This is a genomic window from Meiothermus sp. CFH 77666, assembly GCF_017497985.1.
In the GTDB taxonomy this organism is placed as follows: Bacteria; Deinococcota; Deinococci; order Deinococcales; family Thermaceae; genus Meiothermus.
In genome coordinates this window covers 86300-105605 of the sequence record NZ_JAGDFV010000009.1, presented here as the reverse complement: position 1 = coordinate 105605, position 19306 = coordinate 86300, and the positions used below count along the sequence as shown (strand labels likewise).

The window sequence follows — 19306 nt, the reverse complement described above, 5'->3', positions numbered from 1 at the left end:
AGATTGAGCGGCGCGTGTGGGCACACAACCCTCAAGAGGATGGCGTACTGGGCGCTTCCCCAATGGGCCACACCGGCCCGTGGGCGGGGTATATGCTGGTTGCCCCCTTTGCTCGCAGGCGTTGCCAGCTTGCCAGTGCGACGGGGTTATCGAAAGCATAGGCCTCTGCCGGGAGGTCGCCGGTGAAGGCAAAGCCGTTGTCCAGTACAAGCGAGACGCAGTGGTCGGTGTGGCCTGGCGTATGCAGGATTTCGCCAGCAATTCCCATCTGGCCCAGGAGCAGGCGGCTCTGCTCGAATGAGATGATGATGTTGCCGTGCTCCGTGATGTCCAGGTAGTGATCTCCTGGCTTCGTCCAGGTTTTCATGATGGGGATGGCCTCGAGCTGAACCTCGAGCACCAGCAGTTGAACCCCCTCCCGCTTGAGCTCCTCGGCAAGCCCCGCATGGTCTATGTGGTAGTGGGTAGCCAGGGCGTAGCGAATCTCGCAGAGGGGGATGCCCACCCTGGCAAGATGGGCCTTCAGGGTTCCAAGGGTTCCGGGCCAGCCGATGTCCACCAGCAAGCGCGAGGTGCCCGCGCTTACAACCCAGTAGTTGGTAGAGCGGTAGCCCACATTCACAACGGTAATGGGCGGTGGGGTATTCATTGCGAGGTGTGCGCTCTGATAGGTATTTGCGCTCAGAACTTCAGTTTTCGGCTTTTACCGTCTGGCTTGGGCCTTACTTTTCCGGGTCGGCTTGCGTTCACCCTGCACAAACGCCTTCAGGTCGGCGGCTTGCCGGGCCAGCGAGGGCAGGTGCACGTACATCATGTGGCCGGCGGGGTAGTAGTGTACCTGGATGTTTTGTTGCAGGTGGGGTTCCAGGCTCAGGTGGTTCAGGGTGTAGTCGGTGGCAAAGTAGGGGGTGGCCAGGTCGTAGTAGCCGCTGCCTACATACACCCGCAGGAAGGGGTTCATGCAGATGGCCTTGCGGAGGGTCTCGGCCACATTCAGGTACTGGTTCTCGAACTCCTTGTAGCTCCAGTTCTGGTACAGGTTGGAGAGAATTTCGTAGGGCAGGTCGCTCTCGAAGCCCAGGTCTTGCCGCACGTACTGGTTGAGGGTGGCGGTGTAGGGCCCCTGAATGGCGGCATAACTGGGGTCGTACTCGAAGGCAGCCCCGGCGGCGTCGCGGTCGGTGCCGGTAAAGCGGCTGTCCAGCCGACCCACGGTTTTGCGCTCGGCACGCAGAAGCTCCTTGGTGAAGCGGAAGATCTCCAGGCGCAGGTTGCTGGCTAGTACGTACGCTTCTGTTAGGCCGGTGTAGCGGGCCAGCTTCTGAGCGATGCGCTTTTGCTCGGCGGAGGCCAGTTTGCTGCCTTGCATCAGGGCCAGGGTGTACTCGCCTTCGGCAAAGGCTTCCACTTCCTTCAAGAGGGCCTTTAGCGGTTTTTGTTGGAGGTCTTTGGGAAGCTTGCCGTGATACCAGGCGGTGGCGCTAAAGGTGGGCAGGAACAGGATGTGCGGCAGGTCGTTGCCGGGGCCAAAGCGGGCGGTGGAGAACTCCAGAATGCTGCTGACCAGCATGAGGCCGTTCAGGTACATGCCGTGCCGCTCTTGCAGATAGCCCGACAGGCCCGCCGCCCGGGTGGTGCCGTAGCTCTCGCCGATCAGGTACTTGGGGCTGGTCCAGCGCCCGTAGCGGTGGGTGTAGAGGCGGATAAACTCCCCCACGCTCTCGAGGTCGCGCTTGAAGCCGTGGTACTCCCGGGTTTTCTCGCCCTCCACCATGCGGCTATAGCCCGTACCGACCGGGTCGATGAAGACCAGGTCGCTCACCTCGAGCAGGGTGTGTTCGTTGTCTACCAGCCGGTAAGGCGGGGGGGTGAGGGCCCCGGCGTCGCCCATCTCCACCCGTTTGGGGCCCAGTAGGCCCAGGTGCAGCCAGACCGAGGACGAACCCGGCCCCCCGTTGAAGGAAAAGGTAATGGGTCGCTGGCTGCGGTCACTTACGCCCTCTTTGGTGTAGGCCACGAAAAACACTGTGGCCTTGGGTTTGTGCCCCTCGGCGGTGCCGTCCTTTTCCGATTCTTCGCGCAGCACCACAGTTCCGCAGGTTACGCTGTAGCGCAGTTCCTTCCCTCCAATGCGGATGCTGTGCTGGGTGGTGGTGAGCTGATCTTGCGGCGTGGGTTTGGTCTCGGTGGTTTTGGTTTCTTCCGGCATGGGGCTATACTATACGCCCACTCGGGGTAACTCAAAACCCAGGCCAGCGGCGCTCAGGCAGGCCTTATCTGACATACACAATCCTGCGATACCCTGGGCGGGATGATGCCGAGATGGAAGTACACGCTGGGGCTTGCAGTAATGCTATGCGCCCTGGGACTGGCCCAGGTGTCTCCGGAGGCCGCCCAACTGCTGGAAAAAATGCGCCTTGCCCACGGTGGGCCGGCCCTGGCCAATTTGCGTACCTACCAGGAAACCGCCACCCTGACCACCTTTTCCGGGCCGCAACCGGAGAACCAGCTAACGGTGGTTTCGTATGCAGATTTTCCTTCCAGGCGGCTCAGGGTGGAGTACCGCGACGGCTCCAAGCTCATTCAGGTGCTCCAGGTAACCCCCGCAGGCGGACAGAGCTGGAGCGTGGTCTCGGGGAGCAAGGCCCTCGAGGCCGAACTGGCCCAGGAGCTTCGCAACGGACTGTTCCAGACCTGGTACGGCCTGCGCCTGGGAAGCAGCGGAAGAGAGCAGGCCCGGCTGCTGGGGCGTCACACCTTTGGCGACCGCACAGGAACCGCCATAGAAGTCACGACTCAGGGCAGCAAGACCACCTATCTGGCAAATGCCCAGCACCAGCTCATCGCCGAGCGCTACCAGAATAGCCAGGGGCAGATGACGGTGCTCTACGCCGACCTGCGGCGGGTCTCGGGCATCCAGATTCCCTTCCAGGCTCGCCTCTACGCCGATGGCACCCTGTTTGCCGAGGTCAAGGTGCAAGAAGCCCGGGTCAACCCGGTGCTCAGGCCCGAGACCTTCAGGATGCCGTAGGGGGCCGAAAGCTAAGAGCCGAAGGCCAAAAGCTGAAAGCTAAAAGCTGAAGGCCAAAAGCAACGTGACCTGTGACATGAGACCTGAGACCTGCGACACTTGACGAACCCGTATTGCCCGCGCAGTTGTGATTTAGACAACCCACATCCCCAACTTTGGCGCTAAAAATAGAGCATGGACAAACGGCGGTTTTGGGGGGTCGTGCTGGTGTTGTGGGCGGGGCTCGGTCTGGCCAGCCCGGCCCAGGATTTGCTCAGCGAAGTGAGTCGTTTGCTGAACGACTACTACGGGGGTTTTTCGCAGGTCAGGCCGCAGGAACTGCGGCAGAAGTACCAGGGGGAGCTCGAGAAAATCTGCGCCCAGGAGGTGGTTTGCCCTGCGAACAAAGCCTACACGGTGATTGCCTCGCTGGTGGCTGAAATCGGGGATCGCCACACCCGCTACTTCACCCCAGAAGACTACGCCGAAGTCCAGCGGCGCCTGGCTGGAACCAGCAGCAGTCGCCCCCAACTGGGCGTGCAGCTCCAGGTGGTGCCGGGGCTCGAGGGCCTGCTGGTGATAGAGGTGAGCGCCGAAACCCCTGCGGAGGAAGCGGGTTTGCGCCGGGGGGATCGCATCCTGGCGGTGAATGGCGAGCCCTTGCCCCAGGCCGAAGCAGAGCGTAGCAACTTCCTGCGCGAGCGCCTGAGCGCAGGAGGGCCGGTCAGCCTGACCATCCAGCGGGTGCAGCAGCGTTTCGAGGTGGAGGTGCGCCCCAGGATTATCTCCCTGCGGCAGCTACCCTCGCTCAGCCTGCGTTCGGATGGGGTGGCGGTCTTGCGCATTCCCTCGTTCAGCGGCTATCAGCAGGTGGGGCCGCGCATTCACGAACTCGTACGCCAGGCCCAGGCGGCGGGGGCCAAAGGCATGGTCATAGACCTGCGCAACAACGGCGGCGGGGTGCTGAGCGAGTGCCTGGTGGGGGCGGGGGCCTTTGTCGAGGAGACCTACCGGCGCTTGCAGGACAACATGCGCGCCAGTGAGCAGGGCTACAAAGACGGCTACTACTACTTCCGCTCGGGGGGCCGAGACCGCCCGCAGTACGAGGTGCAGGCGGTTCGCTGGACAGGCCCGGTGGTGGTGCTGGTGAACGAGCGCACCGCTTCGTGTGCGGAATACTTCACCTTCGACTTACAGGAAGGCCGCCAGGCCCCGGTGATTGGGCAGCCCACTGCCGGGGTGGGCAATACCGCCACCATTTTCTTGCGCCTGAGCGATGGCTCGGGCCTGCAGGTGACCACCTCGAGGGCCCAGCGCAAGGACGGCAGCTTTTACCCCGACCGCGTAACCCCCAGCATAAGCTTTGCCGACGACTTTCAGGCCCTGGCCGAAGGGCGCGACCTGATGCTGGAAAAAGCCATTGAGCTCTTGATGGGCGTGAATGTGGGGGTTGAGCAAGAGTAGTCTCGCGCGGGGTTGCCGAAAGGTCTGGGGTCTCAGGTCAAAGATTTGGGAGCCCGACACAGGGCTTAATGCATAGCGAACAGCCTTTTGCATGGATCAATCCACTTCTGGTAAGTTCCTCACAAGCCCTCGACCGGCTCGGTTTCCAGGGTTCGGATGGCCTCGCGCAACCAGTCGGGGATGCGGGCAGGTTTACCGTCTTCCAGCCAGACCACCACCACCTTGATGCGGGCGGCCAGGGCTCCATTGGCCCAGATCTCGCTATGGGTGCGGAAGCTCGAGTTGCCCACCCGCTCCACCCGCAGGGCAATCTCCACCTGCTGCTCGAACAGGATGGGTTGAATGTAGTCCACCTCGGCCCGCGCCATCACGAAATGGCCGCTGTCTATGGTAGCCCCGGCCCGCCGCAGGTAGTGGCCCCGCGCCACCTCGTCGTAGGTCAGGTAAACCGCGTTGTTGACGTGTTTGAGGGTGTCCAGGTCGCTGAAACGCACCTCGAGGGGGACACGCACCGGAAAATACATGCCCTGGATTCTATACCGACTCGAGTCGAATCCCTATACTTGGGCCTATGAGCCAAGCCACTGCCGAGCTTCCTACCTGGGATCTGGATTCTTTGTTTCCAGGATTTGAGTCCAACGAGTTTTTGACTGCCTGGAACCAGGTGGCGGCTCAACTGCGGGATTTGCTGGACTTCCTGGAGACCCACCGCATTGGCCAGGAGGGAGCTTCTACCGACAGACCTACCTTCTGGGCCCTGGTGGAGAAGCTCAACACCTTTGGCGATACCCTGGGGCCGCTGTATGCCTATGTGCAGATGCGGGTGGATGCTGATAGCGCAGACTTTGCGGCCCAGGCCAGGCTTTCGGAGCTCGAGCTTCTGCACCTCGAGTACCAGAAGCTGCGCCCCCGCCTTCAGCGCTGGCTGGCCCGGCTCGAGGCCGATGCGGTGCAGGCCGGAGACTACCGGATTCTGCTCGAGGAGGCCAAGATCCAGACCCAGCACCTGATGTCCGAGCCCGAAGAAGTGCTGGCCGCAGAACTCTCGCTCTCGGGGGGGCGGGCCTGGGTCAAGCTGCACGGCAACCTGACCAGCCAGATTACGGCGGTGGTGCAGGGGGAGGAGTTGCCCATGACCGCTGTGCGGAACCTGGCCATGCACCCCGACGAGGCCGTGCGCAAGGCTGCCTACGAGGCTGAGCTTAGCGCCTGGAAAGCCCACGAAACCGCCCTGGCAGCGGCGCTCAACGGCTACAAGGGCGAGGTCTCGACCCTGAACCGTAAGCGCGGGTGGCCAGACGACCTGGCCCCTGCACTCTTTGAGAATCGTATCCGCCGCAAGACCTTATGGGCCATGCAGCAGGTGATGGTGGATAGTTTGCCCCACTGGCGGCGCTATTTTGCCGCCAAGGCACGGGCTTTGGGCAAGGACAGGCTAGACTGGTGGGATCTGTTCGCTCCGGTGGTACGACCCGGCGCCCGCCCCAGGAAGTGGGGTTGGGAGGAAGGACGGCAGTTCATCATCGAGCACCTGGCGAGCTTCTCCCCGGCGGCTGCCGACCTGGCCCGGCGGGCTTTTGCCGAGCGCTGGCTGGATGCCCCACCGCGCAAGGGCAAGGTGGGCGGGGCTTACTGCACGCCTGTAGGGCAGGGGCGCTCACGCATTCTGCTCAACCACGAGGACAGCTTTGAGTCCCTCTCGACCCTGGCCCACGAGCTGGGCCACGCCTACCACAACCACTGCTTGCGGGCAGTGCCCTACCTGCTGCGCCAGGAGCCCATGACCCTGGCCGAGACCGCTTCCATCATGAACGAGACGGTGGTGGGAGAGGCCGCCCTGCGGGTGCTACCCCCCGCCGAGCAACTGGGGGTGCTCGAGGGCGGCCTGCAAAGCGCAGCCCAGGTCATTGTGGACATTCACTCCCGCTTTCTGTTTGAGCAGTCGGTGTTTGCCAGGCGCCGGGAACGGGAACTTTCGGCAGCGGAGTTTTGCCAGCTAATGCTAGAGGCCCAGCAAGAGACCTACGGCGCGGCCCTGGCCACCTATCACCCCTACATGTGGGCGGTGAAGGGGCACTACTACGGCTCGAACTTCTATAACTTCCCCTATGCCTTCGGGCTCCTATTTGGCCTGGCGCTGTACCAGCGGTACCTGGACGAGGGTGCCGGTTTTGTCGCCCAGTACGAAGACCTGCTAGCCTCGGTGGGCAAGTACCCTGCTGAACAATTGGCGGCCCGCTTTGGCTACGATCTGGAATCGGAGGGCTTCTGGCAGGAGGGAATGGCCGTACTGGTCAAGCGGATCGAGCGTTTTGAGCAGATGATTCTTTGAAATAGAAAAATCAGATTTACTAAATGTAAAAAAATCATTGACAAAATATAACTCCCAGGTTTATAGTTATTGCCAGGGAGGTCAACCATGTTCGGACACTTCAATCAAGCTGAATTGACCGTTGCAATCACCGAGAAAATCGAGACCTACCGCCGGGAAGCCGAGCGGGAGCGCCAACTACCCAAACACTCATTTCGCCGCCGCGTTGCCCAGCAGCTTCGGGCCTGGGCCGAGGCGCTGGAGCCGACCCCCAGCCGTACCCCTGCTAAAAGGCGGTTGCGCGGGGCTTGAGCCCAGGGGGTTGGAGGATGAACAAAGTGGTCACGGCCCCCTACCCCGGCTACCGGTAAGAAATTGAGCGTGAAGCCCACCGTGGAGGTTCCCATGTCTGAACAAGAGCGTATCCAGGCCCTGTTGCAAGCAGGCAAAATCACCCAGCAGGAAGCCGATCTGTTGCTTTCGGCCCTCGAGGAAGGCGATACGGCGGCCCAGCAGGCCCAGGCCACCCTGGGCGAGCAGTATGCCGCCCAACCCAGCGGCTGGCAGCCGGAAGGGTTGCGCTGGGTGCGGGTTCGGCTCACGGCAGGTCAGCTCGAGGCCCGGCTCGACGAGAGCCTCCAGATGCCTGTGGTCGAGGGCCCGGCGGAAGTGCGCTCGGCGGGGCCCGACCTGGAAGTGTGGCCCGAGATGGCGGGGGGCAGCTTTTTGGGCGGTCTCATAGGTCGGGTGGGTTCGCTGGAACTGCGCCTTCCGCCGGGCTGGGGTTTGGAGATAGATAGCAAAGCCGCCCAGCTCGAAGCGGAGGGCATTGCCTTTTTGAAGGGCCGGGTGGCGGCGGGCAATGTCGAGCTTCAGGCCGTGGAGGGGCTCAACCTCGAGGTCACGGCAGGCAACGTGGAGGGCTCCCTTCTGCTACGGGACGGTCAGCACCGCCTGCGGGCCTCGATGGGCAATGTCGAGCTAGACCTGCTGCCCGGAAGCAGCGTCCGGCTCAGCCCCAGCGTGAGCCTGGGCAACCAGGAAATTAGAGGGTTTGATCGCACCCCGAACGGGGCCAAAGGGCAGCTAGGGGAGGGAAGGGCCAGCCTCGAGGTCTCGGTACGCATGGGCAACCTGGAAGTCAAGGCGAGGTAGGCCATGACCCCATCGGCCAAAGGCCCTTTACCCACGGTTTTTTCTTTGCGATTCGCTAAGGAGCCCTGTATGGAAGACAAAAAGCGCATCATGGATATGGTCAAGGAAGGCAAAATTACCGCCGAGGAGGCCATTCGCCTATTGGAAGCAATGGACTCTGGGCGACCCCAGACGGCGGCCCCCAGTGCAGGCTACGCTTACGCGGTGGCTACCACCCCACCCCCCCCTAAAGGCCTCGCCAGGATGATTCGCATTGTGGTGGACGGAGAGGATGTCAAGGTCAAGGTCAATGTGCCTGCGGCCCTGGCCAGGTTCGCCTCCAACTTCATCCCCCCCGAGGCCAAGCAGCAGTTGAACGCCCAGGGCATTGATATTGCGGGCATCCTGGACATGCTCAAGGGCGAGCTACCGGAGGGCCGCCTGGTAGATGTGGAAATCAGCGACGTGGCCAAGGTGAGCGAGGGCGAAACCAAGATGACCGGCCCCATGCGGGTCTTGATTGAGGTGGTCTGAGGGTTGGGGTGGGTCTTGGGCCCCTCCCTGGCGCGGGACGGAGATCATAGTATGGTGGCAGTGTTGAAAGCGACCCCCAGCGCAGACTGGTTCTCGAAGCTGAGCCTGGTTCGCCCCCGGTTTGTGTACATCTGGGTGCGGGTGCAAGAAATCCCGTTGCCCATCTTCTTGTTCGCCCCCCTGGTGATGCTCGAGTTTTTCCTGATGATGGGCCTGTGGATTCTCCGAAGAACCCAAAGCCGCGACCCCCAGCTCGCTTTTGCCCTGCATGCCCTGGAGGCCCTGCGGGGCCAGACCTGGGAACTGCGGAAGATGCCGCCTTTTGCCCTGGTAGAGGTGGAGGTCAAGCCCAAAGCCTTCGATTCCAACGCTCCCAAGCAGGTGTACGTCAAGATCGGTTTGTGGTGAATTATGGGAGTCCCTATGAGAGTCTTTCCCATGCCGACCCAATGCCCCGTACCGGGCTGCAACGGGCGTCTGCACGTGACCGGACTGGTCTGCTCAGATTGCCGCAGCGAGGTTCGGGGCGAGTTTCAGCCCAACGAGTTTGCCCTGTTGCCCCCCGAACACCTGGAGTTTTTGCGCCTGTACATCAAGGTGCGGGGCAACCTGAAGGAGGTGGAGCGGATTCTGGGGCTCTCGTACCCCACCATCCGGGCCCGTTTCGAGGGCCTGCTCCGGGTGCTGGGGTACGAATACCAGGACGCTCCCGAGACCGGCTCATCCCCCGAAGAAAAAGAGGCCATCCTGGCGGCGCTGGAAAAAGGCCAGATCAGCGCCGCCGAAGCCGCTGAACGGCTGCGGGCCTTGAAGAAACGCTAAAAGCGGGGTGGTCGCTTCTCAAAAAACGCGGCGATGCCTTCGGCCAGGTTGCCGGTCTCGCGCACCCAGGCATTGGCGATGGAGGCCAGCCGGAAGCCGTCCTCGAGGCCCATTCCCGGCAGGGCATTCAGCAACTCCTTGCTGAGCGACAGCGAGGTGGGGGCATTGGCGGCAACTTCCTGGGCCAGCGCCAGGGCTTCGTCCAGGAGTTGCTCGGCGGGCACGATTCGGTTCACCAGCCCCATCCGGTAGGCTTCCGGGGCCGATACCAGCCTGCCTGTTAGCAAGAGCTCCTTGGCGTGCTTCTCCCCCACATTGCGCACCAGAATCACCCCCACCAGCGCGGCTACGAAGCCAATCTTCACCTCGGTATAACCAATTTTGGCCTCCTCGCTCATTACGGCCAGGTCGCAGGCGGTGGCCAGCCCGGCCCCTCCGGCAACTGCTGGGCCGTTGATGGCGGCCAGGGTGGGCTTGGGAAAGGTGTAGACGCGGTGGAACAGGCGCATCAGCTCGCGGGAGTGAGCATAGTTGGCCTCGGCCCCGGCGGTGGTGACACCCTTCAAGAAGTCCAGGTCGGCCCCGGCGCTGAAAGCCAGGCCCGCGCCGGTCAGCACCACTGCCCTGGTGCTGGGGTCTTGTTCGGCGGCGTCCAGCTCTCGCAGCAAGTCCTTTACCAGCGGGGGGGAGAGTGGGTTGCGCCTTTCGGGGTCGTTCAGGGTGAGCAGCCGGATACCCTCGTGATTGGAGGTGAGTACGGTCATACCCAACATGCTAACGTTTGGAGCCTGGTCAGGAGAGCCAACTTCATGCCAGTGATGCCAGCTTTAGTTGAACGCGCATCATAGGGGCTAGCCATGTCAACGACCTGCGTACTACCCGCAGAGCCTTTGGCCCTGAGCTTTCGGCTTTCGGCCCTGCGGGTTCGCCGAGTGTGGGGGCTCATCATAGCTGAGTGTTCAGGTGAAGTTGGTATATGAGTGAAAAACCCAACCCATTTTTTGCGGCCTTGCTTTTCACGTTGCCCCTTGACCCGCTTTTTGTGTACACTCGAGGGCGTAGGTGACCAAACTCAGCCGGGTTTGTTGCTTGCGGAGGTGAAGTTATAACCAGAGATGTTCCAGTAAATGAACGAATTCGGGTGCGTCAGGTACGCCTGATTGACGAGCAAGGAAACCAGGTAGGGGTGGTGGACACCCGCGAAGCCTTGCGCATGGCCAAAGAGCGCGAATACGACCTGGTGTTGGTTTCGCCCAACGCCGTTCCACCTGTGGCCAGATTGCTCGACTACGGCAAGTGGCGCTATGAGCAACAGCAGGCCGAGAAAGAGGCCCGCAAAAAAGCCAAGCGCACCGAACTCAAGAGCATGAAGTTGCGCCCAAAAATCGAGGCCCACGACTACAACACCAAGGTTGGGCATATTCGGCGCTTCCTCGAGGAGGGGCACAAGGTCAAAGTTACGATCATGTTCCGTGGGCGTGAGATGGCTCACCAGGAACTTGGTTACAGGCTCCTCGAGCGCATTGCCAAAGACCTCGAGGGGATTGGCTTTGTGGAAATGCGCCCGGAAATGCTGGGCCGCGACATGAACATGGTTATGGCGCCAGGCTCCAAGCCCTCGGCCCCGGTGGCCCCTGCCGCTTCGTCTGGCAACCCCACCTAGGGTTTATTTGTTGCCCAGACTGCCAAAAAGTTGACCCGGCCCTGGTGAGGTCGGGTATTGTTTACGCCCGTTTTTTCGAATTTTCGTTGGCAAATGATGTGAAGGGGTGCTATACTTACAAGGCTGCCGAGTTTACAAGCCCTCTTCGGAGGCACTCAGGCCGCAGATACAGGAGCACACAATGGCCAAGATGAAGACCCACAAGGGCGCCAAAAACCGTGTAAAGATCACGGCTACTGGCAAGGTTGTTGGCAAAAAGCCGGGAAAACGCCACCTCAACTGGCACAAGTCGGGCAGCAGCCGCCGTCAGAAGGGGCGCGACTTCACCTTCTCCAAGGGCGAAGAGCGCCGTGTCCACCAGCTCATGCCCTACGACGTATAAGGAGAGGTGATATTGAATGCCACGCGCCAAGACCGGTGTAGTCCGTCGCCGTAAACACAAAGCCATCCTCAAGCGTGCCAAGGGCTTCTATGCCCTGCGCTCCAAGAGCGTTCGCAAGGCCCGCGAAACCCTGTTCAGCGGGGCCATGCGCTCCTTCAACGACCGCCGCAAGCGCAAGGGCGATATGCGTCGCCTGTGGATCGTGCGTATCAACGCTGCGGCCCGCCAGCATGGCCTGAGCTACAGCGTTTTTATGCACGGCCTGAAAAAAGCCGGTATCGAGCTCGACCGCAAGATTCTGGCCGATATCGCCGTACGCCAGCCCGAGGCCTTTGCCGAACTGATCAGCAAAGCCCGGGCCTGAGACCGGGTCTGTATTTAGCTCGAAAATTCCTGGGGGCCGCTAGGCCCCCTTTTTTTTACCTGTACCAAATGTACCCAGCGCGGCAAAAACTGTCGTACTGGGTATTTGTAGTAACCGCTCTATGCCAGCCAGCGTTGGATGAGCTCGAGTTCCCGCTCCCGGCTCAGGCCAGCCTTGAGGGGTTCTGTGCGGGTTGTGTCCCAGGCCAGAATGTCCTGCACGGTTTGCACGAGGGGTCGCATGGTAAAACCGGCAGCCTGGGCCCTGGTGTTCTGGGTTTGCGCGATCCCGCGTCCGGGCGCAAAGGAAGGAATCCAGGCGGGCAGGTCGGCCCAGGGCGTTACTTGTTGCTCTAGTAGCCACTGTTCATCGGCCCAGACGGCCTCGGCTGGGTGGGGGGCGGCTTGCTGACAGGCTTCGACCAGGCTGCCCCAGGACACCGGGGTAGAAGCCCCGTTGTAGGCCCCGCTCAACCCTTTTTCCAGGCCCAGCACCACAAATTGGCCTAGGTCGCGGGCATCCACAAACTGAAGGGTGTGCTCGGGCTTTCCTGGTACCAGCAGCTGGCCTCCCCCGGCAAAGCGGCGCGGCCAGTAGGTGAAGCGGTCGGTGGGGTCGTGTGGCCCTACCACCAGATGGGGGCGCACAACCAGGCTCTGGCTACCAAAGGCCCGCTCCACCTCGAGCTCACACAACACCTTGAGCCCGCCGTAGGTTTCGCCGGTGACCTCTTCAACCGTGGGATCGGCCAGGGCTTGCAGGGGTGAGGTTTCGTCCAGTGGCTCGCTGGACTCCTGATAGACCGAGACCGTGGAGATGAAAGCATAGCGCCCGACCCGACCCTTCAGTACACCAATGGCCTCGCGCACTTCGCGGGGTCGGTAAGCGTTCACGTCTACCACGGCATCCCAGGTACGACCCTGGAGGGCCTTCAGGTCGCCTTTTTGACGGTCTCCCACCAGCGACTCGGTGCCGGGGAGGGGGTTGGTGCCACGCGTGAAGGTGCTGACGGTATGGCCGCGCCGCAAGGCCGCCTCGGCAATGTGCCGACCCACAAAGCGGGTGCCCCCTAAAAGCAGAATGTTCATGGGCTGAGCATAACCCAAATAGCCGGCCCACTCGTCCACCCCTGGATGGATGCTGTAGTGCCTGTTTAGCTTCAATAGATGCAGGTTCTACCGGGCGTGAAGAGAAGTCTGTGCGAAATCGTGTCTTTGGCAAACCCGCCCAATGCCGGGAGGCCGACGAAAACATCCTGGATGATGGACGAGACCCCCATGCCCTACCGTGAGTTGGGCCGAGCCTTACGGAGTGTTCGCACCTTCGGTCTCGAGCGCTATCTCCTCGCCCTGGCGCAAGATAGCCAGGCGTCCTCCGTTCTTGAGCGGGCCAAAGAGCAGCAGGTCGGCCAGGGGCTTCTTGATTTTTTCCTGAATCAGCCGGGCCAGGGGGCGGGCGCCCATCAGCGGGTCGTAGCCTTTTTCGGCCAGCCAGGCCAGGGTCTCAGGGCGCACCTCGAGGGCCACCTTGCGCTCTTTGAGCTGGGCCTCGAGCTGCCGCAAAAACTTACCCACAATCTGCTGCATGACGGCAGGGGAGAGCGGGTCGAAGTGCACAATGGCATCCAGCCGGTTGCGAAACTCAGGGGTGAACATGCGCTTGAGCGCTTCCTCGCTGGCTTCAGCCCGGGTGCCGCCCAGAAAGCCGACCCGGCGCTCGCTGGCCTCGGCAGCCCCGGCGTTGGTGGTCATAATCAGGATGGTGCTGCGGAAGTCCACGTTTTTGCCGTTGTGGTCGGTGAGCTTGCCGTAGTCCATGACCTGCAGCAGGATGGCGTAAAGGTCCGGGTGGGCTTTCTCGATCTCGTCCAGGAGTAGCACGCAGTGAGGGTTTTGCAGAACGGCATCGGTCAGCAGGCCGCCCTGGTCGAAGCCCACGTAGCCCGGCGGGGCGCCGATCAGACGTGAGACGGAGTGCTTTTCCATGTACTCCGACATGTCGAAACGCAGCAGCGGCACCCCCAGCGAGGCGGCCAGCTGGCGGGCCAGCTCGGTCTTGCCGACGCCCGTGGGGCCTGCAAACAGATACGAGCCCATGGGCTTTTGCGGGTCGCGCAGCCCGGCCCTCGAGAGCTTGATGGCGCTGGCGACCTCTTCCACCGCCCGATCCTGCCCAAAAACCGCGCCCTTGAGTTCTTGCTCGAGGTTGGCAAGTACCACCTCGTCGTCGCGGCTCAGGTTCTTGGCCGGTATACGGGCGATGCGGGCCACGGTGGCCTCGACCTCGGCTACGCCAATACGGCTCTTGCGCTTGCCAGGGGGTAGCAGGGCCTGAGCGGCCCCGGCCTCGTCCAGCACGTCCAGGGCCGAGTCGGGCAGGCGGCGCTCGGAGAGGTGGCGGGCCGAGAGCTCCACCGCCCGCTCCAGGGCTTGCTTGGTGTAGGTGAGCCGGTGGTGGGCTTCCAGCCGGGGCTTGAGGCCCTCCAGAATCTTCACTGCGTCGGCGTGGGACGGTTCGGCAATGTCAATTTTCTGGAAGCGGCGGGCAATGGCCCGGTCTTTCTCGAAGTGTTTGTACTCGGCAAAGGTGGTGGCCCCGATGCACTTGAGCTTGCCGGTCAGGGCGGGCTTGAGCAGGTTGCTGGCGTCCACGGTGGAGCCGGTAGTGGAGCCAGCCCCCACAATGGTGTGGATTTCGTCTATGAAGAGGATAGCGTTGGGGTGGGCCTCGAGGGCTTTCATTACGGCCTTGACCCGCTCCTCAAAGTCGCCCCGGTAGCGGGTACCCGCCAGCAGGCTGCCCATGTCCAGGGCAAACACCTCGGCCCCCCGGATACGCTCGGGCAGCAACGGAGCGCTCCCACCCTTGCTGGAGGGGGCCACGATGAGCTGCGCCAGCCCCTCCACCAGGGCGGTTTTCCCCACACCGGGGTCGCCGACCAGCAGGGGGTTGTTCTTCTGGCGGCGCGAAAGGATGGTCAGCATGCGCTCGAGTTCCCGCTCGCGCCCGATGAGGGGATCCAGCTCGCCCTTGCGGGCGCGTTCGGTCAGGTTGGTGCAGTAAGCCTCCAGGGGGTTCTCGGCCACCCCTGAACCCTCCTCGCCAACCTGCACCGGCTCAATTTGTTGAGAGGTTCCCTTGGGCAGAGCCCCCCTGGAAATGGCCGCCGTCAGGTCGAGCCGGGTCACGCCGAGTTGCTCCAGTAGCGCATACACTGCCGACTGCCGCTCGTCCATAATGGCAACCAGCACATTAGCGCCGTTGGCCTGGTCACGCCCGGCGGAGCGCATCTGCAAAACCGCCCGCTGAATAACCCGCTGGAAGGCCGTGGTGGGTTCGGGCTCCTGGCCTGGGGTGCTCTCGAACTGCCGGAGCGACTCCTCCAGGAGCATTCGCAGGTGCTCCAGGTTCACCCGGGTATGGCGCAGCACCCGGCTGGCGTCGGGGTCGTCGAGCAGGGCGAGCAGCAAATGCTCCAAACCGGCGTACTCGTGACCGCGCTCGAGGGCCATCTGGAGGGCCCGTCGAATAGACTGTTCTAAAGCGGGGGTCAGGGGTGCTTCCATACCTGCAAGTTCAGTCTAGCAAGGCGCCGGCCTCAGATTGTGCCATTGTGCAGCTCACCGGCCTATCGCGTCTTTTACAGACTTACCGCTCTTTAGGGCGGCCACTGTTGTGTCCAGGACAAAACTTTCTTACTTTCGTATGGCTCTATACATGTGAAGTGCCCTCTACATGACAGCTGCACTCGGCGCCGTTGGCCTTAGCAAAGGCCTCGCGCCCTTCGGTAAAGGACAGGTAGGCCAGCCCCAGGGCCCCCAGGCTGTCCACAAACCAGATGCCACTAACGGCGTAAATCAGGCTGGAAGCCAGCAATAGCCCCGACATATACATGCAGACTCGAGCGCACTTGGCATCGGCCAGGATGGCCTCCGAGCCCAGGGCCATGCCGGCCTGGGTTTTGTAGTGAATGAGGGCCCACATCAGCGAGATGGAGATAATGGCGATGATCACACCGGCCAGGGTGGTTTCGGGCTTGTGCTGGGTGGCGAGGTTGTAAATGGCCATCAGCGAGAGAATAACCACCAGCCCGTAGAAGCCGGTGCCGGTGATTTGCAGGGCGGTTTTCTCGAAGCGACCTTTGGGGGCTCCAGGGTGCCGCCAGATGCGCAGTACCATGGCCAGAATGCCCATACCCGAGATCATTTCGATAAAGCTATCCAGGCCGAAGCCAAATAGGGTAAGCGATTCGTCGGCCAGGCCAAACCAGACCGAGATCAGCCCCTCGAGGAGGTTGTAGACAATGGTCAGCACGGCCAGCCAGAAGGCCAGCAAATACCAGCGGTTCGCATGGGGGGGTAGATACATGCTCACAACGCTAACCTGGCAGGGCCAAATGATTTGTGCCGGTGGCACCTTGGATACTGAAAAGCCAGCATCAAGTATCCCTGTTGTGCAAAGTGATGGGTACACCTAGGCCGCAGGTCAACCCTCGTCTAGCCCATCGAAACAGAAGTCAGTTATACGGGCAGCCTTCAACCATCGGCTATAGACCATTGACCGCTGTGCATCGGGCGTTAGCAGGCAACCACCGGCGCTGTTACTCCGGCTCCATAACGCACTGTAGAGGGTGTCCCTCGGCGCTGGCGGCGTCCATTACCTGATTAACCTTGGTCTCGGCAATCTCAAAGGGGTAAACTCCTGCAACCCCTACCCCAGCGTGGTGCACCTGCAGCATGATGCGGGTGGCCTCGGCCTCGCTTTTCTTGAAAAACCGCATCAAAACATACACCACAAAATCCATCGGGGTGTAGTCGTCGTTGAGCAACAAGACCTTGTACAAGGGCGGGGTGCGGGTGGTCGGTTTCGCCTGGGTACGGGTCTTGGTGTTGCTGTTGCTCACGGCTTACCAGTGTAGCAATCGGTACCGGGCCGAAAGGTGAGCTTGCTCGAGTGCCGGTGCTCCAGGCCGTCACCTGAAACCGGGGTATGCGGCATACTGTCCCTTCTAAATGCACTTGCCAGGCGAGGGAGTGCGTTTTAGGGAATGCTCTTACCGAGGGTGTGTTACCAGGCTGGGCGATTTCGCCACACCACAAAGGTATCTGCCACCATGTCGTGCAGAGCCTGCCGGTCTTTGTCCCAGAGAACAAACAGCAGCCCCAAATTAAGCACCATAGCGTTGAGCCAGCGCCCGGCGCTTTCACGCATAAAAGCTTGCAGGAGGGACACTTTCTGCCCACCCTGGCCGACCACCCGAATCCCCATAATCTCCTTGCCCAGGGTGGCGCCCGTGCGGGTCAGGGGTAGCACCGAATACAAGAACCAGGCCAGGGGCGAAAACACCCCGAAAAGAAGCAGGCCCTCGGCAGAGAAATAGTGCCCCGGATAGGTGGGCGGAAATAGGGCATTGGCCGAGCCCGCAATGCCAAACTGCAAACCCGCCATCACCCCGAGGTCAATCAGGCCGGCCAGCAGCCGGTGGATTAGGTATCGGAGGGTTTTGAGGGAAGGCCCCAGGCGAGTCATGCTACTTTTAGTTTAGCGACCTGGCGCTACTCTGAGCGAGTGCCTAACCGTTTAGCCAAGGAAAGCAGCCCCTATCTGCTACAACATGCCCACAACCCGGTGGACTGGTTCCCCTGGGACGAGGAGGCGTTTGCTAAAGCCCGCTCCGAACATAAGCCCATTTTTCTCTCGGTGGGCTATGCCACCTGCCACTGGTGCCACGTGATGGAGCGGGAGAGTTTTGAGGATCCAGAAGTTGCAGCTATTCTCAACACGCACTTTGTGCCCGTTAAGGTTGACCGCGAGGAACTGCCCGATGTGGATCATGTGTACATGTCGGCCTTGCAAGCCATGACCGGCTCGGGCGGTTGGCCCATGAACATGTTTCTGCTGCCCGATCTACGGCCTTTTTTTGGTGGCACCTACTGGCCACCCCAGGATCGCCAGGGTATGCCGAGCTTCCGTCGCGTACTGGTGGGGGTGCACAATGCCTGGCAACACCAGCAAAAAGAGGTATTGGAAAACGCCGAGCAGCTCACAGCCTTCCTGCAGGGCCAGCTCGAGCCCCGCCAGGGCGAGTTGCCCGAGAATCTGCACCAGATGGCCCTGGCCGGTTTGTCCAGAACCTTCGACCCTGCTTACGGAGGGTTTGGGGCTGCTCCCAAGTTTCCTCAGTCACCCGCCCTGCAGTATCTGCTGTCCCATGCCTGGCTGGGCGACGATGCGGCCTGGAAACATCTGCAGCTCACGTTAGACCGCATGGTTGAGGGTGGTCTATATGACCAGGTGGGGGGTGGATTCCACCGCTACGCGGTAGACCACATCTGGCGGGTGCCCCACTTCGAGAAAATGCTTTACGACAACGCGCAGTTGGCCCGGGTTTATGCGGCCTCGAGCCTGCTTGGCCAGGTCAGCCAGGCCCAGCGCCGCCGCTACCGACGCATTGCCACCGAAACCCTGGACTATGTGCTGCGCGAGATGACCGGGCCGGAAGGCGGGTTTTACTCAGCGCAGGATGCCGACTCGGAAGGGGTGGAGGGCAGGTTCTACGTCTGGCAGCAGCGAGAGTTTCGGGAAGTCCTGGGAGCAGAAGCAGAAGCCGCCGGCCTGTTGTTTGGGGTTTCGGAGGCCGGGAACTGGGAGCACACCAACGTCCTCGAGCGCCGCATCCCCGACGAGGTGCTCATGCAACACCTGGGGATGGGGCCGGAATCCTTTGAAAGCTGGGTCAAAAGTGTGCGATACCGGCTATATGAAGCCCGCCGCCAGCGCACCCCACCCCTCACCGACGACAAAGTGCTGGCCGACTGGAACGGCCTGATGCTGCGGGCATTTGCGGAGGTGGGGCGCTGGCTGGGGGAACCTGCCTATGTGGAGGCGGCCCGTCGGAACGCCCGTTTTGTCCTGAAGGAAATGTTCCGGGAGGGTCTCTTGCGACACGCCTGGCGGCAGGGTTTGCTCAAACCCCAGGCCTACCTTAGCGACCAGGCCCACTACGGGCTGGGCTTGCTGGCGCTCTATGAAGCCACCGGCGAGATGGAATGGCTGGAGGCCGCACATGCCCTGGTCGAGGCCATTCTGACCCACTTCCGTGAGCCTGCAGGGGGTTTCCGCGACTCGCTTGACCCAACCCTGCCTGTCGCTGTCCGCGATGCCTACGATGGCCCCTACCCCTCTGGTAGCGCCTCGGCGGTAGAGCTGCTGTTTCGGCTTGCGGCGCTGTACCTGCGCCCCGACTGGCATGAGGCGGCGCTGGCGGCGGTGGCATTTCATGCCCAGAGCCTGACCCGCAATCCCTTTGGTTTTCCGGCGCTGCTGCAAGCGCACTTGGTGGGTACTCGAGGCTCTGAGTTGGCCGTGGTGATCCCTTCGGAAATGTTGCCTGCAGTTCGCGCTTGGTTCCTGCCGCTCACCACCCTGGCCGCAGGCTCCCCTGGTACTCTGCCGGTGTTACAAAACCGTCAGCCCGGACTGGCTTACCTGTGCCAGCAAGGGGCCTGCCGACTCCCGGCGGCCAGCCTGGAGCAGCTTTGGGGTGAGGTGGGGGCTATTTATCCAAGTCAGCGGACGCAACCTATGCCCTGAATATCGAAGTGCTCAAGTTGTCTGGTTTT

General features: G+C 61.8%; 21 protein-coding genes. 12 read left to right on the top strand and 9 right to left on the bottom strand.

Features of this window, described 5'->3' with window-relative positions:
• Positions 1-31 precede the first annotated feature (31 nt).
• Both J3L12_RS06910 and J3L12_RS06905 read right to left on the bottom strand, forming a co-directional pair.
• On the bottom strand, positions 32-649 hold the full coding sequence (locus tag J3L12_RS06910) for an MBL fold metallo-hydrolase (protein WP_208014309.1): 618 nt from the start codon (positions 647-649) through the stop codon (positions 32-34).
• A 54-nt stretch (positions 650-703) separates the two neighbouring features.
• Positions 704-2209, bottom strand: a complete 1506-nt coding sequence (locus J3L12_RS06905) for a peptidase S10 (protein WP_208014308.1) — start codon at positions 2207-2209, stop codon at positions 704-706.
• Between the two features lie 105 nt (positions 2210-2314).
• On the opposite strand from J3L12_RS06905, the gene J3L12_RS06900 reads away from it, so the two are divergent.
• Positions 2315-3031, top strand: coding sequence for a hypothetical protein (locus J3L12_RS06900; RefSeq protein ID WP_243455014.1), 717 nt, complete (start codon positions 2315-2317; stop codon positions 3029-3031).
• Between the two features lie 174 nt (positions 3032-3205).
• Positions 3206-4474 carry a S41 family peptidase gene (locus J3L12_RS06895; RefSeq protein ID WP_208014306.1) on the top strand — a complete coding sequence of 423 codons (1269 nt, stop codon included), beginning with the start codon at positions 3206-3208 and terminating at the stop codon, positions 4472-4474.
• A gap of 119 nt (positions 4475-4593) precedes the next feature.
• Here J3L12_RS06895 and J3L12_RS06890 read toward each other — a convergent pair whose 3' ends face one another.
• Positions 4594-4998, bottom strand: a complete 405-nt coding sequence (locus tag J3L12_RS06890) for a thioesterase family protein (protein WP_208014305.1) — start codon at positions 4996-4998, stop codon at positions 4594-4596.
• Between the two features lie 47 nt (positions 4999-5045).
• On the opposite strand from J3L12_RS06890, the gene J3L12_RS06885 reads away from it, so the two are divergent.
• The 6 genes from J3L12_RS06885 to J3L12_RS06860 all read left to right on the top strand — a co-directional run bounded on the left by J3L12_RS06885 (position 5046) and on the right by J3L12_RS06860 (position 9275).
• Complete coding sequence (locus tag J3L12_RS06885) at positions 5046-6806, top strand: M3 family oligoendopeptidase (RefSeq protein WP_208014304.1); 1761 nt, start codon at positions 5046-5048, stop codon at positions 6804-6806.
• Between the two features lie 114 nt (positions 6807-6920).
• Positions 6921-7097: a hypothetical protein gene (locus J3L12_RS06880; protein ID WP_243455013.1), complete on the top strand. Its 177-nt coding sequence runs from the start codon at positions 6921-6923 to the stop codon at positions 7095-7097.
• A gap of 93 nt (positions 7098-7190) precedes the next feature.
• Entirely contained in the window at positions 7191-7940 is a 750-nt protein-coding gene (locus J3L12_RS06875; RefSeq protein WP_208014302.1) for a hypothetical protein, read from the top strand.
• Positions 7941-8009: 69 nt separating this feature from the next.
• Positions 8010-8453 carry a hypothetical protein gene (locus tag J3L12_RS06870; RefSeq protein WP_208014301.1) on the top strand — a complete coding sequence of 148 codons (444 nt, stop codon included), beginning with the start codon at positions 8010-8012 and terminating at the stop codon, positions 8451-8453.
• A 51-nt stretch (positions 8454-8504) separates the two neighbouring features.
• Entirely contained in the window at positions 8505-8861 is a 357-nt protein-coding gene (locus J3L12_RS06865) for a hypothetical protein (protein WP_208014300.1), read from the top strand.
• A gap of 15 nt (positions 8862-8876) precedes the next feature.
• A complete protein-coding gene (locus J3L12_RS06860; RefSeq protein WP_208014299.1) occupies positions 8877-9275 on the top strand; it encodes a DUF2089 domain-containing protein in 399 nt (132 codons plus the stop codon).
• Here J3L12_RS06860 and J3L12_RS06855 read toward each other — a convergent pair.
• Entirely contained in the window at positions 9272-10039 is a 768-nt protein-coding gene (locus tag J3L12_RS06855; protein WP_208014298.1) for an enoyl-CoA hydratase/isomerase family protein, read from the bottom strand. The genes J3L12_RS06860 and J3L12_RS06855 overlap by 4 nt on opposite strands.
• Positions 10040-10380: 341 nt before the next feature.
• Between J3L12_RS06855 and infC the strand changes: the two genes are divergently transcribed.
• The 3 genes from infC to rplT all read left to right on the top strand — a co-directional run bounded on the left by infC (position 10381) and on the right by rplT (position 11684).
• Complete coding sequence (gene infC, locus J3L12_RS06850) at positions 10381-10938, top strand: translation initiation factor IF-3 (protein WP_208014326.1); 558 nt, start codon at positions 10381-10383, stop codon at positions 10936-10938.
• A 181-nt stretch (positions 10939-11119) separates the two neighbouring features.
• The gene (gene rpmI, locus J3L12_RS06845) at positions 11120-11320 is read left to right on the top strand and encodes a 50S ribosomal protein L35 (protein ID WP_208014297.1); all 201 of its coding nucleotides are present in this window, start codon (positions 11120-11122) and stop codon (positions 11318-11320) included.
• A 16-nt stretch (positions 11321-11336) separates the two neighbouring features.
• Complete coding sequence (gene rplT, locus J3L12_RS06840) at positions 11337-11684, top strand: 50S ribosomal protein L20 (protein ID WP_208014296.1); 348 nt, start codon at positions 11337-11339, stop codon at positions 11682-11684.
• Positions 11685-11803: 119 nt separating this feature from the next.
• Here the strand turns inward: rplT and J3L12_RS06835 are convergent, their stop codons facing one another.
• From J3L12_RS06835 to J3L12_RS06815, 5 genes are all read right to left on the bottom strand, one after another.
• A complete protein-coding gene (locus J3L12_RS06835) occupies positions 11804-12772 on the bottom strand; it encodes an NAD-dependent epimerase/dehydratase family protein (protein ID WP_208014295.1) in 969 nt (322 codons plus the stop codon).
• A gap of 216 nt (positions 12773-12988) precedes the next feature.
• Complete coding sequence (gene clpA, locus J3L12_RS06830; RefSeq protein ID WP_208014294.1) at positions 12989-15250, bottom strand: ATP-dependent Clp protease ATP-binding subunit ClpA; 2262 nt, start codon at positions 15248-15250, stop codon at positions 12989-12991.
• 145 nt (positions 15251-15395) lie between these two features.
• Positions 15396-16052, bottom strand: a complete 657-nt coding sequence (locus tag J3L12_RS06825) for a cation transporter (RefSeq protein WP_208014325.1) — start codon at positions 16050-16052, stop codon at positions 15396-15398.
• A 232-nt stretch (positions 16053-16284) separates the two neighbouring features.
• On the bottom strand, positions 16285-16587 hold the full coding sequence (clpS, locus tag J3L12_RS06820; protein ID WP_208014293.1) for an ATP-dependent Clp protease adapter ClpS: 303 nt from the start codon (positions 16585-16587) through the stop codon (positions 16285-16287).
• Between the two features lie 164 nt (positions 16588-16751).
• Complete coding sequence (locus J3L12_RS06815) at positions 16752-17213, bottom strand: RDD family protein (protein WP_208014292.1); 462 nt, start codon at positions 17211-17213, stop codon at positions 16752-16754.
• Between the two features lie 39 nt (positions 17214-17252).
• On the opposite strand from J3L12_RS06815, the gene J3L12_RS06810 reads away from it, so the two are divergent.
• Positions 17253-19277, top strand: a complete 2025-nt coding sequence (locus J3L12_RS06810) for a thioredoxin domain-containing protein (protein WP_208014291.1) — start codon at positions 17253-17255, stop codon at positions 19275-19277.
• Positions 19278-19306: the final 29 nt, after the last annotated feature.